This window comes from Streptomyces sp. NPDC005576 (genome assembly GCF_042871745.1).
Taxonomy (GTDB): Bacteria; Actinomycetota; Actinomycetes; order Streptomycetales; family Streptomycetaceae; genus Streptomyces.
In genome coordinates this window covers 566,217-579,392 of the sequence record NZ_JBIAJC010000002.1, presented here as the reverse complement: position 1 = coordinate 579,392, position 13,176 = coordinate 566,217, and the positions used below count along the sequence as shown (strand labels likewise).

Here is a 13,176-nt window from a genome sequence, read left to right as displayed (position 1 = left end):
GCGCGGGGCTCGGGCGAGCCCAGGTCCACGGTCCCGGTGGTTCAGGGGGCCGGCAGCGGGCGCGGTGCGCCTTCGCCGTCCTCAGTGGGCCCGGTGTACGGCGTCTCCACCGGCAGCAGGGCGCTCGCCCCTGTGAGGTCTCCGGCGCGGACCAGGTGGTGGATCTCCCGGGCGAGCGGGGTGACGTCGGTGACGGAGACGGTCCACTCGTCCGCGTACCGCGCCGCCGCCTCGCCGGTCAGGCCGAGTTGGAGCGAGCGGTACGGGAGCGGGTTCAGCCGCAGATCACGCTCGGGGTCCCACTGGACGCGGGCGGGGGCGCGGCGGAGGCTGCGGCTCCAGGAGGCGCGGTCGGGGTGGAGACCGCGTACGTAGTGGGAGAGTTCGGCGTGCTCCAGGGCCCAGTCGAAGCCCTCGCGGGTGATCTCGACGGCGAGGACCGTCTCCTGGCCCTCCTTGGTGGCCCAGCCGCAGCGGTACATCATCCAGAGGAAGCTCGGCTTGATCCAGGTCATCCGGTCGCGCTTCCAGGCCGGCGGGAAGCGGCCGTCGCGGGCGGCGGGGAGGCCGAGTTCCGGCCGGTACGCCTGGTAGACGGTGACGGTGGTGACGGTGTACCGGGCCCGGATCTCGTACTGCGGTGCGGTCATGGCGACCATGGTGGGCGGCGGCAGCGGTCCGCCGCACCGGGTTTTCCACCGGTGCGGCGACGGCCGTTCACAGCTCGGTGGCGTCGTCCCCCGGCTCGCCCGAGGGGCCGCTCTCGGCCTGCAACGCCAGGTCGCGGAGCACGTCGGTGGAGGAGACGTCGGTCTGACCGGAGTCGTGCACCCGCGCCAGCATCGTGTAGGCGAGGGTGAACGCCCCCACCAACTGCTCGACCGCGCCGCCCACCTCGCGGCCGATCAGGGCGGCCATCTCCTCGACGGTGGCGTCCCCGGGGATCGCGATACGCGGCATCGTCTCGTTCAGCAGGGCGGTGACGACACTGCCCTCCATGTCGACGTCGTCGCGCTCCACGTCCTCTTCGAGGAGCCGCTGGATCTCGCCGGCCTCGGTGAGGATGCCGATGACTCGCTTCAGGACTTCCCTCTGCTCCATCCCGCGAGCATAGAGGCTGCCCCCTGCTCCCCGACGGGTGTGCGACGGATCCCGCCAGGGCCCCCTACCGCGCCGAGCGGCACGTTTCGGATGTTCCGCCGACCACCGGACCACCTCCCCCTCGAACGATTCAGCGAGTTCGCCGGAAAGGGGCGGACGACCATTCGATGGTGACCTCAAGCTGCCGTTACGTTCCTGCAGCTTCTTCACAGAGCGCACACAAGGTGTCACCCCACGGAGTGTACGGCGCACACGCCCACCCTCCCCTTGCAGCAGAAGGGTGGATGCCATACGCACCATTTGGCAGGGTCCTGACGATTGCGGCGAGTGCGAGCTACATCCGTTCATAACGGAAATGTCTGCACTGTGTAACCGCGCTCGGGAGCGACTTCCGGCCATCGGTGAATCCCGACAGAGTCTGTGCTCCCGGCAGCGAACGCCGGGGCCGAGAACCGCCCGGACCTCGTGGTCCGGGCCCGCACCAAGGGGTTCCATGTCCCGCACCGCACGACGGATCACCGCTACTGTCCTCGCCTCCGGCGCCCTGCTGGCGGTGGCCGCTCTGCCGGCCTCCGCGGACGGCCACGACCGCGGACACGGCCACACCAGGCCCGCCCCGCGCTCCTCGGTCGTCCTGGGCCAGATCCAGTACGACAGCCCGGGCCGCGAGACCCGCACCAACCGTTCGCTGAACGACGAGTGGGTGACCGTCACCAACACCTCCCGTCATGCCGTGAACCTGCGCGACTGGACGCTCACCGACGAGAGCCGCCGCACCTACCGCTTCGACCTGCGCCTCGCGGGCCGCTCCTCGGTGCGCGTCCACACCGGTGTCGGCCGTGACAACCGCACGGACGTCTACCAGGACCGCAACAACTACGTCTGGGACAACAGCGACACCGCCACGCTGCGCGACGCCCGCGGCAACAGGGTCGACACGAAGTCGTGGGGCCGGCGCGGTGGCCGCGACGACAACCGCGGGCACGACCGCGGCGACGACCGGAACCACGGCCGCGGCGACGACCGTGGGCACGGCCGGGGCGACGACCGCGGGCACGACCGCGGCCACGGCCGCGACAACCGCCGCTGAGCGCACCGGAGGGGCCAGGCCCCACCGGGTGACGAGGTGGTACGGCACGGTTCGGGCAGGCGCGCGCTGACCGGGCACGGCTGGGCGGAAACGATCGGGCGCCCCGCGGCAATCCAGCCGCGGGGCGCCGGCGTCGTTCACCGACGCGGATCTCCGGGGAACGTCCGGGGGCGAGTCCCGGGGGCCCGTCAGTGGTTGCGCGGGAAGCCCAGGTCGACGCCGGACGGGGCGTCGGCCGGGTCCGGCCAGCGCGTGGTGACGACCTTGCCGCGGGTGTAGAAGTGCACCCCGTCGTTGCCGTAGACGTGGTGGTCGCCGAAGAGGGAGTCCTTCCAGCCACCGAAGGAGTGGTATCCGACCGGCACCGGGATCGGCACGTTCACGCCGACCATGCCGGCCTGGATCTCCAGCTGGAAGCGGCGGGCTACGCCGCCGTCGCGCGTGAAGATCGCGGTGCCGTTGCCGTACGGGGAGGCGTTCATGAGGGCGACGCCCTCCTCGTACGTGTCGGCGCGCAGCACGCAGAGCACCGGTCCGAAGATCTCGTCGCGGTAGGCGTCGGAGTCGGTGGAGACGCGGTCGAGGAGCGAGATGCCGATCCAGTGCCCGTCCTCGAACCCCTCCACGGTGTGGCCGGTCCCGTCGAGGACGACCTCGGCGCCCTGCGCGGCCGCGCCGGTGACGTAGGAGGCGACCTTGTCGCGGTGTGCGGCGGTGATCAGCGGCCCCATCTCGGAGTCGGGGTCCGCGCCGGGGCCGATCTTGATCTTCTGCGCGCGGTCCTTGATGCGGGCGACCAGCTCGTCCCCGATCGCGCCGACCGCGACGACCGCCGAGATCGCCATGCAGCGCTCGCCGGCGGAGCCGTACGCGGCCGAGACCGCGGCGTCGGCGGCGGCGTCCAGGTCGGCGTCGGGCAGTACCAGCATGTGGTTCTTCGCGCCGCCGAGCGCCTGGACGCGCTTGCCGTTGGCGGACGCCGTGGCGTGGATGTAACGGGCGATCGGGGTGGAGCCGACGAAGGAGACGGCGGCGACGTCCGGATGGGAGAGCAGCGCGTCGACCGCGACCTTGTCGCCGTGCACGACGTTCAGCACCCCGTCCGGCAGCCCGGCCTCGGCGGCGAGTTCGGCCAGCAGCACCGCGGCTGAGGGGTCCTTCTCGCTCGGCTTGAGGACGAAGGTGTTGCCGCAGGCGATGGCGAGCGGGAACATCCACATCGGCACCATGGCCGGGAAGTTGAACGGGGTGATCCCCGCGACGACACCCAGCGGCTGGCGGATGGAGGAGACGTCCACGCCGCCGGACACCTGGGTGGAGAGCTCGCCCTTGAGCTGCGTGGTGATCCCGCAGGCCAGCTCGACGATCTCCAGCCCCCGGGCCACCTCGCCGAGCGCGTCGGAGTGCACCTTGCCGTGCTCGGCGGTGATCAGGGCGGCGATCTCGTCGCGGTGGGCGTCGAGGAGTGCGCGGTAGCGGAACAGGACGGACGTACGGGCCGAGAGCGAGGAGAGGCCCCAGGTCGCGAAGGCGGCCCTGGCCGCGGTGACGGCGGCGTCCACCTCCTCGGCGGAGGCGAGGGCGACTCGGGTGGTGACGGCTCCGGTCGCGGGGTCGGTGACCGGGCCGAACTCGCCCGACGTGCCCTCGACTGCCTTGCCACCGATCCAGTGATGGACGGTCCTGGTCATGACGATCTCCTTCGGACTGCTCGGACGTCAGAGACGGCGGTGCCGGGTCGCCCGCCGGCGGTCGTACACCTCGCGGGCTTCCACCGCCGCCTGGCGGGTGGCCGTCTCGGCCACGGGCACATCCCACCACGCCTGCGCCGGAGGAGGACCCGTCCCTTCGTCGGGCGTCCGGCTCCCGGCCTCGGCGGACGGGGTGGCGAGCGTGACGTGGACGCAGACGGGGTGGTCGGCGGCCCGCGCCTCGGCGAGGGCCGCGCGGAGTTCGCCCACGGTGTGCGCGCGCAGCGAACGCATGCCGAGGGAGGCGGCGTTGGCGGCGAGATCGAGCGGGAGCGGGTCGCCGGTGTAGGCGCCGTCGGCGTCCCGGTGGCGGTAGTCGGTGCCGAAGCGCTCGCCGCCGACGGCCGCCGAGAGCCCGCCGATGGAGGCGTACCCGTGGTTGTCGAGCACCACGAGTTTGACCGGTAGCCGTTCCTGGACGGCGGTGACGATCTCGGTCGGGTTCATCAGGTACGTACCGTCGCCGACGAGGGCCCAGACCGGGCGGCCGGGGGCGGCGAGTTGGACGCCGATGGCCGCCGGGATCTCGTATCCCATGCAGGAGTAGCCGTACTCGACGTGGTACTGCCTCGGGGAGCGGGCCCGCCACAGCTGGTGCAGGTCGCCGGGGAGCGAACCGGCCGCGTTGATCAGGACGTCGTCCTCGGTGACGAGGGCGTCCAGCAGGCCGAGGACCTGGGTCTGGGTGGGCGCCGCGTCGGGATCGGGGGCGGCGAAGGCGGCGTCCACCCGCTCCTCCCAGCGGGCCTTGGCCGCCGTGTAGGCGCGCTCGTAGCCGGGCTCCACCCGGTGGCGCTCGGAGCGGAGGGCGTCGCCGAGCGCTTCCAGGCCGGTACGGGCGTCCGCGACGAGCGGGAAGGCGGCCTGCTTGTGGGCGTCGAACCCGGCGATGTTGAGGTTGACGAAGCGGGTCGCAGGATCGGGGAAGAGCGTGGCGGAGGCGGTGCTGAAGTCGGTCCAGCGGGTGCCGACGCCGATCACCAGGTCGGCCTCCCGGGCCAGTTCGTCGGCGGTGGCCGTGCCGGTGTGGCCGATGCCGCCGACGTCCGCCGGATGGTCGTGGCGCAGGGTCCCCTTGCCCGCCTGGGTGGTGGCGACGGGGATTCCGGTGGCCGCCGCGAAGGCGGCGAGGGCCTCCTCGGCGGCGCTGTGCCGCACCCCGCCGCCCGCGACGATCAGCGGCCGCCGGGCGCCGCGCACCGCCCGGACGGCCTGGTCGAGTTCGTACGGGTCGGGGGCGGGGCGGCGCACGTGCCAGACCCGCTCGGCGAGGAACTCCTCGGGCCAGTCGTACGCCTCGGCCTGCACGTCCTGCGGCAGCGCGAGGGTGACCGCGCCGGTGGAGACCGGGTCGGTGAGGGTCCGTACGGCCTGGAGGGCGGCCGGGATCAGCGCCTCGGGCCGGGTGATCCGGTCGAAGTACCGGGAGACCGGGCGCAGACAGTCGTTGACCGACACGTCCCCGGCGTGCGGGAGTTCGAGCTGCTGGAGCACGGGGTCGGCGGGCCGGGTCGCGAAGGTGTCGCCCGGGAGGAGGAGTACCGGCAGGTGGTTGACGGTGGCGAGGGCGGCGCCGGTGACGAGGTTGGTGGCGCCGGGGCCGATGGAGGTGGTGACGGCGTGGGCGGAGAGCCGGCCGGCCTGCCGGGCGTAGCCGACTGCCGCGTGCACCATCGCCTGTTCGTTGCGGCCCTGGAGGAAGGGCATGCGGGGGCCGGGGCGGGGGTCGGGGCTCCCGGGGGCCGCTGAGTTTTGAGGCTTCCCGGACGCCCCGGGTGCTCCAGCTGCACCGGCAGCCCCGGAGGCCCCAGCTGCCCCGGCTGCACCAGCAGCCCCGGAGGCCCCGGAGGCCCCGGCTTCCAGCAGTGCCTGGCCGACCCCAGCTAGGTTGCCGTGGCCGAAGATGCCCCAGGTGGCGGCGATCAGCCGCTGCCGTCGTCCGTCGCGTTCGGTGTACTGCCGGGCGAGGAAGGCGATCAGGGCTTGCGCGGTGGTCAGACGGACGGTCACCTGCGGTCCTCCGGGGCGGCGTGGAGCGGGAGCCGGGGATCGGCCGGGTGGGCGTCCCAGGTGTCCCTGATCCAGGCGTGGTCGGGGTGGTCGCGGATCAGCCAGGCGCGTTCCTCGTCCGGTCCGGCCATCACGTTGAGGTAGTAGAGAGCGCCCCCGGGCGGCGCGATGGAGGGGCCGTGCCAGCCGTCGGGAACGAGGACCGCGTCACCGCCGCGCACCTCGGCGAGCACGTCCGCGCCGCCGGGGCGGGACGGAGAGACGCGGTGGTAACCGGGGCCGCCCCGCTCCAGTTCGAAGTAGTAGATCTCCTCCAGCACCGACTCCACCCCGGGCTCGGCCTCGTCGTGCTTGTGCGGCGGGTAGGAGGACCAGTTGCCCGCCGGGGTGAGGACTTCGACGGCGATGAGCCGGTCGCAGGGGAAGGTGTCGGCGGCGGCGAAGTTGTTCACCTGCCGGGCGCAGACGCCGGAGCCGCGCAGTTCGACAGGTACCTCCGACGCGGGACCGTAGCGAGCGGGGAGCTGTCGCTCGCACTTCGCTCCTGCCAGGGCGAAGCGGCCCCCCGCGCCGGAGGAGATCTGTGCGGTGGCCTCGCGCGGTAGGTACGCGAAGTCGGCCACCCCGCTGAACACGCTCTCACGGCCGGTGAGTTCAAAGATGTCACCTGCCGTCCGCACCGTACAGCCGCCGGTCAACGGCAGGACGATCCATTCGCTCTCCCCGGTGACGAGTGTGTGAACTCCACCCGGCGGCAGGTCGAGCACCCGAAGGCTCGAACGCTCCCATTCCGCCCGCTCGGGTCCGATGTCCAGGGCGTACGGGGCGTCTTCCGGGCCACCCCTCAGGTGCAGGTGGCGGGGCCGGCCCTCTTGCCGGGGCGGGGTCTCGTCGTGCGTCGTCATGGTGTCTCCCTACCCCGGCCGGGTCCTCGCGGCGCCGTTCGGCGCGAGTGGTCAGGGCCGGCGGCCCGCTGCTGGAGCAGCCCGGCCGCCGTGTCGACGGCCCCCGCGACGTCCCCGTCGGGCGGGTAGAGCAGCGCCCGCCCGGCCACCAGCCCGCGCACGGTCGGCAGGCCCAGGGCGCCGCGCCACCTCTGGTACGCCCCGTCCAGGTCGTCGCCGACCTCGCCGCCGAGCAGTACGGCGGGCAGGGTGGAGGCCTCCATCACCCGGGCCATGTCGCCGGGGCGCTCGGTGACGGGAACCTTGAGCCAGGTGTACGCGGACGATCCGGCGAGCCCGGAGGCGACGGCGATGGCCGTGGTGACGGCGGGGATGCTGAGGTCCGTACGGAGCCGGCCGTCCTCCCGGTGGCAGAGGAAGGGCTCCACGAAGACGGGCAGCCGGTGGGCGGCCATCGAGTCGATCGCTCGGGCGGCGGTGTGGAGGGTGTCGAGGGACCCCGGGTCCTCGTGGTCGATGCGCAGCAGCAGCTTGCCCGCGTCGAAGCCTCGCCTGGCCAGGTCGACGGGGCGGAAGCCGGTGAAGCGGTCGTCCAGCTCGAAGGCGGCGCCCGCCAGGCCGCCTCTGTTCAGCGAGCCCATGACGACCTTCTCCTCCAGGGCGCCCAGGAGCAGCAGGTCGTCCACGAGATCCGCGGTGGCGAGCACTCCGTCGACGCCGGGGCGGGAGAGGGCGAGGCAGAGCCGTTCGAGGAGGTCGAAGCGGTGCGCCATGGCGAGAGCCCGCCCTCCGACGGCGAGCGCGCCGCGCGCGGGGTGGTCGGCGGCGATGATGAGCAGTTGTTCGCCGGGGCGTACGAGGGGCCTGCGGTGCCTGCGGGCGGCGGCCTCCTCGATGGCCTCGGGGTGTTCGGCCCGGAGCCGTACGAGATCGGCGAGGGAGGAGGCGGCGGGGCTCACGCGTCGGCCCCGCTTCCCCCGGCGGCGGGCACGCGCGCGGGCGCGGGTCCGGGCCCCGGTGCGGGGTCGTGCGCCGGATCGGGTGCGGGCCCGTCCGGGAGGGCAGGGAGGGCCGGTGCGGCCGGGACTTCCCCGCGGGCGAGGGCGTGTTCCACCTCGGCCGGGAAGGGCATCGCGGACGAGCAGGCGAGGCGCGAGGCGACGATGGCCCCGGCGGCGTTGGCGTACCGCATCACGCGTCCGGTCTCCCACCCGGCGAGCAGCCCGTGGCAGAGCGCCCCGCCGAACGCGTCGCCCGCGCCGAGTCCGTTGACGACCCGTACGGGGAGCGGCGGCACCTCGGCGACCGTCCCGTCGCGGTGGACGGCGAGGACCCCCTTGGGGCCCTGTTTGACGACGGCCAGATCGACCCCTGCGTCGAGGAGGGCGCGGGCTGCGGCGTACGGCTCGTGCTCCCCGGTGGCCACGGCGCACTCCTCCAGGTTCCCGACGGCGACCGTGGCGAGCGCGAGGGCTTCCCGGTAGAGGAGGCGGACGTCGGGGTTCGCCTCGCCGTCCTGCCAGAACATCGGCCGCCAGTCCAGGTCGAACACGGTGGTGGGCCGTCGCTCCGCCGCCACGGAGGCCGGGGCCGTCCCGGGGCCGCCGGTACGGGCGTCCAGGGCGGCGAGGGTCGCGGTCCGGCTGGGTTCGGCGCTCAGTCCGGTGCCGGTGACCCAGAAGATCCGGGCGGCGCGCACCGCGTCCAGGTCGAGTTCGTCCCGGTGGATCTCCAGGTCGGGCGCCTTGGGCAGGCGGTAGAAGTAGAGCGGGAAATGGTCGGGCGGGTACAGCTCGCAGAAGGTGACCGGTGTCGGGTAGGCGGCCACTTCGCCCACCCAGCGGTCGTCGACCCCGAACTCCCGCAGCTGGGACCGCAGATAGCCGCCGAAGGGGTCCCGTCCGGTGCGGGTGACGACGGCGGTCCGGAGTCCGAGCCGGGCACCGGCCACCGCCACGTTGGAGGGCGACCCCCCGAGGAACTTGCCGAAGGTGTCGACCTGGGCAAGGGGCACCCCTGTCCGCAGCGGGTAGATGTCCACCCCGATCCGGCCCATGGTGATGAGGTCGTACGGCTGAGGCATACGTGTCCCTTCTCCCTGCCCGCCGGTGCGCGGGGCCGAGCGGTCGGGCCCGGATGCGGCCGGGGTGCGGGCCGGCTGGGCCGTGTGTCGAAAGTTCCGCCGCCCCGCCCTTCGGGCGGACGGCGCCCCTTCCGGCACACGCCCTGGGGGTGTGCCCCAGGCTCAGGGGACAGCCCTACCCCGAAACCCCGTCAACATTTGCCCCGGACATGCCGACGCGCCCTTGACTCCACCGGGACAGGGGCTGAGTGTGGCCGATATGACCCGTTCCGCACCTGCCCCCTCGCGTATCCGCATCGGTTCGGCACCCGACTCCTGGGGCGTCTGGTTCCCGGACGATCCGCAGCAGGTGCCCTGGCAGCGCTTCCTGGACGAGGTCGCGGCGGCGGGATACGAGTGGATCGAGCTGGGCCCGTACGGCTATCTGCCCACCGATCCCGCCCGGCTCGCCGACGAGACCCGCCGCAGGGGACTCTCGGTCTCCGCCGGGACCGTCTTCACCGGGCTGCACCACGGCCCGGAGGTCTGGGAACGGACCTGGGAGCACGTCTCCGGCATCGCGGAACTCACCCGGGCGATGGGCGCGGAACACCTGGTCGTCATCCCGTCGTTCTGGCGGGACGACAAGACGGGCGAGGTACGGGAGGAGCGCACGCTCACCCCCGCGCAGTGGCGCGACCTCACCACCCAGACCGAGCGGCTCGGCCGCGAGGTGCGGGAGCGGTACGGCCTGCGGATCGTCGTCCACCCGCACGCCGACACCCACATCGACAGCGAGGAGAACGTCAACCGCTTCCTCGACGCCACCGACCCCGCCCTCGTCTCCCTCTGCCTGGACACCGGGCACTACGCCTACTGCGGCGGCGACAGCGTCACCCTGCTGCGGACCTACGGGGAGCGGATCGGCTACCTCCACCTGAAGCAGGTGGATCCCGAGGTCCTGGCGAAGGTGATCGCCGAGGAACTGCCCTTCGGGCCGGCCGTCGCCCGGGGTGTCATGTGCGAACCGCCGCGCGGCGTGCCGGCGCTGGAGCCGGTGCTCGACGCGGCACGCGCGCTCGGTACCGACCTCTTCGCGATCGTCGAGCAGGACATGTACCCCTGCGACCCCGACACCCCGCTGCCGATCGCCCGCCGCACCCGCGCCCACCTCCGCTCCTGCGGCACGCCGCCGCCCTCGCCGTGACGCCGTCCCACCTGCCGGGTCCGGCCCCCGCCGCCTCCGCACGCGCCCGACCGCTCAGGTCATACGAGCTGGGCCTGCTGCTCCGGCACGGCCGCCGTCGCCCTCGGGCCGCGCCGGTCCGCGACCAGCATCAGCGCGAGGCCGAACACCGCCCAGCAGGCCAGCACGAGGACGGGTACACCGCCGCCGGTGCTGTGGAAGAACGCGTTGGCGCGCAGCAGGCTCCCGGAGGCCCCGGGCGGAAGGAGCTGTCCGAGCGTGGCCCAGCCGTCGGGGAGCCAGTGGGCTCCGCTCGCGATGCCTGAGAGCGGGTTGCCGAGCAGCATCACGACGGCGGCGCCGAGGCCGAAGCCGGCCATGCCCAGCAGGGCTTCGAGGCCGAGCAGGGTCATCACCAGGGCCGCCATGCCCAGGGACACGCCGAGGCTGCTGAGCAGGTAGTCGCCGCTGAGGGAGCCAGTGACGAACTGGAGGCAAGCCGTGACGGCGAACCCGGCCAGCAGGGCGAAGGCGGTACCTCCGACCAGGCGGCGGCGGAGTCCGGCGTGGCCCGGGAAGAGGCGCGTGAGGAGCACGGCGGGAATCATGCCGCCGAAGATCATGGGGAAGGCCGCGGCGGCGAAGCCGGCGCCCTTCGGGTCGTCGGCCGGGAACGGCTTGAGGTCGGTGACGGTGATCTCGGCCTGCTGCTGTTCCGCGAGTCCCCCGGCCACCGCGGTCACGGCAGCGGTGGGCTGTGCCCCGACGGCGGTGGCCGTGTAGACGGTGACGTGCCCCGGGGTCAGCGCCATGCCCCCCATGACGTCCCGGTTCTCGATCGCGGCCTTCAGCGCCGTCTCGTCGTCGTAGGTGGTGACGGCCCACTCGTCGCCCGAGAGGGCCCCGGCGACCCCCTTGGTCGCCTGCGCCGAACCGGTGACCCCCACGGGCAATTCATGGGGGCCGCTGTGGACCGAGGGGAGGGCGAAGGCGCAGAGCATGAGGATCACGACGGCGGCCAGACCGACCACGACGGCCGCCAGTTTGCGGCCCTGCCCGGCGGGCGTCGGCTGGGTGATGTGCTGTGACATGGCAGATTTCCTTGCGGTTGGCCGGTCGGTGATTGCGTCGGTGAATGCGTCGGTGACTGCGTCGGTGAATGCCTGGCGGGCCGTCGTGCTGCACGCGGCGCGCGCCGTGCGCAGCACGCCGTGCGCCGTGCGCCGTGCGCCGTGCGCCGTGCGCCCGTGCGCCGTGCGCCCGTGCGCCGTGCGCCGTGCGGCCGGAGAAGGGTCGTGCGCGTCACCGTCGGCGTCAGTTCCGGACGTGGCGCTCCGCGCACGGCTCGGCGGAAGGATGCGGGCAGAGTGAGGGGCACAAGCTCTCACCCCGGGCTCTGATACAAGAATACAAGGTATATTGATGCATGTGTCAAACGAAGAATCCCAGCCGTCGCCCACAGTCCCCTCCGACCTGGTGGAGGCGGCCCTCCGGGCGGCGCAGAAGCGGGGGACGGCCGTCGCCGACGTGTCGATGCAGGCCATCGCGCAGGAGGCCGGCATCTCCCGCAGCACCCTGTTGCGCCGCCTCGGAGGTGCCCGCCACGCCCTCGACGAAGCGGTCCGCGCGGCCGGATTCGACCCCGGTGGCCACAAGCCCGTGCGGGAGCGCGCCGTCGAAGCGGGTGCCGCCCTCATCAGCGACAACGGCCTGGGCGCACTCTCCCTCGAACGCGTCGCCGCAGCGGCGGAGTGCTCGGTGCACAGCCTCTACGCCGTGTTCGGCGGCCGGGACGGGATGATGCAGGCCATCTTCGAGCGGTACGGCCCGTTCGTGAACATCGAGGCGATCCTGGCCACCCACCCCGGGGACCTGCGGAGCATCGTCCGCAGTATCTACGCGCACCTCGCGGAGGTCGTCGGGCTCGAACCCCGGGTCCTCCCCGCGATCCTCGCCGAGGTGCTGGCCCGCCCGGGGGACGACGCGACGCGGGCCCTCGCGCGCCACATGGTGCCGCGCCTCTACGCGAGCATCGGCGAGTGGCTGGCCTCCGAAGTCGCGGCGGGCCGCGTCCGCGACATGCCACTCATCGCACTCATCCACCAGATGTCGAACCCGCTCCTGATGCACCTCCTGCTCCGGCCGGCCCTGGAACTCGTCCCCGGCCTCGACCTCCCCTCCGTGGAGGAGATGTGCGACGCCTTCGCCGAGGCGTTCGTCCGCGCCGTGGGACTGCCCGACTCCGACTCCTGACCGGCCGCACGATCGCTTGCCGCCCGTCGCCGCAGCGCCAGGTCCAGCAGGAACCCGCCCGTCGCGAAGAGCCACCCGGGGCTGCGCCGTCCAGGTGCTTCGTACCCGGGTTTGCCACCTCCGTCGGTTTGTCCGGGTACGTCTCCGGGGGATTTCGCAGCCGCCTGCCGGGCGGGGTGCTCCGGGACACCAGGGAGAGTCTGATGGGAACAAGGTGGATCAGCCGGCGCGTGGCGGCCGTTGCTGCCGCTTCGGCGGTGGCGGTTCTGGTGACGCCCCAAGGGGCATCGGCGGGAGACGACGGCTCCTGCAAAGAGCCCGCCTACGCTCACGCCTGTCAGGGCGCTCCGGGCCCGCAGGGGCCAGAAGGTCCGCAGGGGCCCGCCGGCCCTCCCGGCCCTCCCGGCCCTCCCGGCCCGCAGGGGCCCGCCGGCGTTACCCAGCCGGTGCAGATCATCAGGGGCGCCCCGGTGGAGAAGGAGTACGCCGACTCATCGTTCGAGTTCACCGCGACCTGCCCGGCGGGCACCACGCTGACCGGCGGCGGCGTTGAGCAGACACCGATCAACGGCGGACTCGTCTCCGGTTCCTACCCCAGCATGGACGGTCAGACCTGGACGGTGTCCATCCTGATGGTCGGCACGCCAGGCACGTACACATTCACTCCCTACGCCGTGTGCCTGCCGGTCGGCTGAGCCGGTCCCAGGAGACGGGACGCCCCGCCCGGGTACGTGAACGACCAGGGCGGGGCGTCTCTGTGCCGGGAAGATGTCTCCGCCTCCCGGGTGGCCGCTGAAGGGTGGACAGGCCGGCGGCCG

The 13,176-nt window shown here is 73.1% G+C and carries 12 protein-coding genes; 4 read left to right on the top strand and 8 right to left on the bottom strand.

Going from position 1 to position 13,176, the window contains the following annotated elements; all coding sequences use genetic code 11:
• Nucleotides 1–41: 41 nt before the first annotated feature.
• Both ACFYPN_RS05915 and ACFYPN_RS05910 read right to left on the bottom strand, forming a co-directional pair.
• Nucleotides 42–659 carry a DUF4291 domain-containing protein gene (locus ACFYPN_RS05915; RefSeq protein ID WP_389296867.1) on the bottom strand — a complete coding sequence of 206 codons (618 nt, stop codon included), beginning with the start codon at nucleotides 657–659 and terminating at the stop codon, nucleotides 42–44.
• A gap of 58 nt (nucleotides 660–717) precedes the next feature.
• Nucleotides 718–1,101 (bottom strand): hypothetical protein, encoded by a 384-nt coding sequence (locus ACFYPN_RS05910; RefSeq protein WP_358757126.1) that lies wholly within the window; start codon nucleotides 1,099–1,101, stop codon nucleotides 718–720.
• A gap of 493 nt (nucleotides 1,102–1,594) precedes the next feature.
• Here ACFYPN_RS05910 and ACFYPN_RS05905 point away from each other — a divergent pair, with 493 nt between their 5' ends.
• Nucleotides 1,595–2,191 carry a lamin tail domain-containing protein gene (locus ACFYPN_RS05905; protein ID WP_358757128.1) on the top strand — a complete coding sequence of 199 codons (597 nt, stop codon included), beginning with the start codon at nucleotides 1,595–1,597 and terminating at the stop codon, nucleotides 2,189–2,191.
• Between the two features lie 188 nt (nucleotides 2,192–2,379).
• Here ACFYPN_RS05905 and ACFYPN_RS05900 read toward each other — a convergent pair whose 3' ends face one another.
• Genes ACFYPN_RS05900 through iolC form a run of 5 tightly spaced genes read right to left on the bottom strand, consistent with a single transcriptional unit; the run spans nucleotide 2,380 to nucleotide 8,940 of the window.
• On the bottom strand, nucleotides 2,380–3,882 hold the full coding sequence (locus ACFYPN_RS05900; RefSeq protein WP_358757130.1) for a CoA-acylating methylmalonate-semialdehyde dehydrogenase: 1,503 nt from the start codon (nucleotides 3,880–3,882) through the stop codon (nucleotides 2,380–2,382).
• Nucleotides 3,883–3,909: 27 nt separating this feature from the next.
• On the bottom strand, nucleotides 3,910–5,952 hold the full coding sequence (iolD, locus tag ACFYPN_RS05895) for a 3D-(3,5/4)-trihydroxycyclohexane-1,2-dione acylhydrolase (decyclizing) (protein ID WP_389296864.1): 2,043 nt from the start codon (nucleotides 5,950–5,952) through the stop codon (nucleotides 3,910–3,912).
• On the bottom strand, nucleotides 5,949–6,857 hold the full coding sequence (iolB, locus tag ACFYPN_RS05890) for a 5-deoxy-glucuronate isomerase (RefSeq protein ID WP_358757134.1): 909 nt from the start codon (nucleotides 6,855–6,857) through the stop codon (nucleotides 5,949–5,951). The genes iolD and iolB overlap by 4 nt, the downstream gene beginning before the upstream one ends.
• The gene (locus ACFYPN_RS05885; protein WP_389296863.1) at nucleotides 6,854–7,816 is read right to left on the bottom strand and encodes a deoxyribose-phosphate aldolase; all 963 of its coding nucleotides are present in this window, start codon (nucleotides 7,814–7,816) and stop codon (nucleotides 6,854–6,856) included. Before ACFYPN_RS05885 ends, iolB begins: the two co-directional genes overlap by 4 nt.
• Nucleotides 7,813–8,940 carry a 5-dehydro-2-deoxygluconokinase gene (iolC, locus tag ACFYPN_RS05880; protein WP_389296861.1) on the bottom strand — a complete coding sequence of 376 codons (1,128 nt, stop codon included), beginning with the start codon at nucleotides 8,938–8,940 and terminating at the stop codon, nucleotides 7,813–7,815. Before iolC ends, ACFYPN_RS05885 begins: the two co-directional genes overlap by 4 nt.
• A gap of 259 nt (nucleotides 8,941–9,199) precedes the next feature.
• Here iolC and ACFYPN_RS05875 point away from each other — a divergent pair, with 259 nt between their 5' ends.
• The gene (locus ACFYPN_RS05875) at nucleotides 9,200–10,126 is read left to right on the top strand and encodes a sugar phosphate isomerase/epimerase (protein WP_358757139.1); all 927 of its coding nucleotides are present in this window, start codon (nucleotides 9,200–9,202) and stop codon (nucleotides 10,124–10,126) included.
• 59 nt (nucleotides 10,127–10,185) lie between these two features.
• Here ACFYPN_RS05875 and ACFYPN_RS05870 read toward each other — a convergent pair whose 3' ends face one another.
• Entirely contained in the window at nucleotides 10,186–11,196 is a 1,011-nt protein-coding gene (locus ACFYPN_RS05870) for a hypothetical protein (protein WP_389296859.1), read from the bottom strand.
• A 337-nt stretch (nucleotides 11,197–11,533) separates the two neighbouring features.
• Between ACFYPN_RS05870 and ACFYPN_RS05865 the strand changes: the two genes are divergently transcribed.
• The gene (locus tag ACFYPN_RS05865) at nucleotides 11,534–12,358 is read left to right on the top strand and encodes a TetR/AcrR family transcriptional regulator (RefSeq protein ID WP_389296857.1); all 825 of its coding nucleotides are present in this window, start codon (nucleotides 11,534–11,536) and stop codon (nucleotides 12,356–12,358) included.
• Between the two features lie 446 nt (nucleotides 12,359–12,804).
• Nucleotides 12,805–13,053: a hypothetical protein gene (locus ACFYPN_RS05860; protein WP_389296855.1), complete on the top strand. Its 249-nt coding sequence runs from the start codon at nucleotides 12,805–12,807 to the stop codon at nucleotides 13,051–13,053.
• The last annotated feature ends 123 nt before the right edge of the window (nucleotides 13,054–13,176 follow it).

Coding starts and splice junctions, on each gene's coding strand:
- ACFYPN_RS05875 (WP_358757139.1), top strand. CDS start 9,200: ATGACCCGTTCCGCACCTGCCCCCTCGCGTATCCGCATCGGTTCGGCA.
- ACFYPN_RS05870 (WP_389296859.1), bottom strand. CDS start 11,196: ATGTCACAGCACATCACCCAGCCGACGCCCGCCGGGCAGGGCCGCAAA.
- ACFYPN_RS05915 (WP_389296867.1), bottom strand. CDS start 659: ATGGTCGCCATGACCGCACCGCAGTACGAGATCCGGGCCCGGTACACC.
- ACFYPN_RS05910 (WP_358757126.1), bottom strand. CDS start 1,101: ATGGAGCAGAGGGAAGTCCTGAAGCGAGTCATCGGCATCCTCACCGAG.
- iolB (WP_358757134.1), bottom strand. CDS start 6,857: ATGACGACGCACGACGAGACCCCGCCCCGGCAAGAGGGCCGGCCCCGC.
- ACFYPN_RS05900 (WP_358757130.1), bottom strand. CDS start 3,882: ATGACCAGGACCGTCCATCACTGGATCGGTGGCAAGGCAGTCGAGGGC.
- iolC (WP_389296861.1), bottom strand. CDS start 8,940: ATGCCTCAGCCGTACGACCTCATCACCATGGGCCGGATCGGGGTGGAC.
- ACFYPN_RS05905 (WP_358757128.1), top strand. CDS start 1,595: ATGTCCCGCACCGCACGACGGATCACCGCTACTGTCCTCGCCTCCGGC.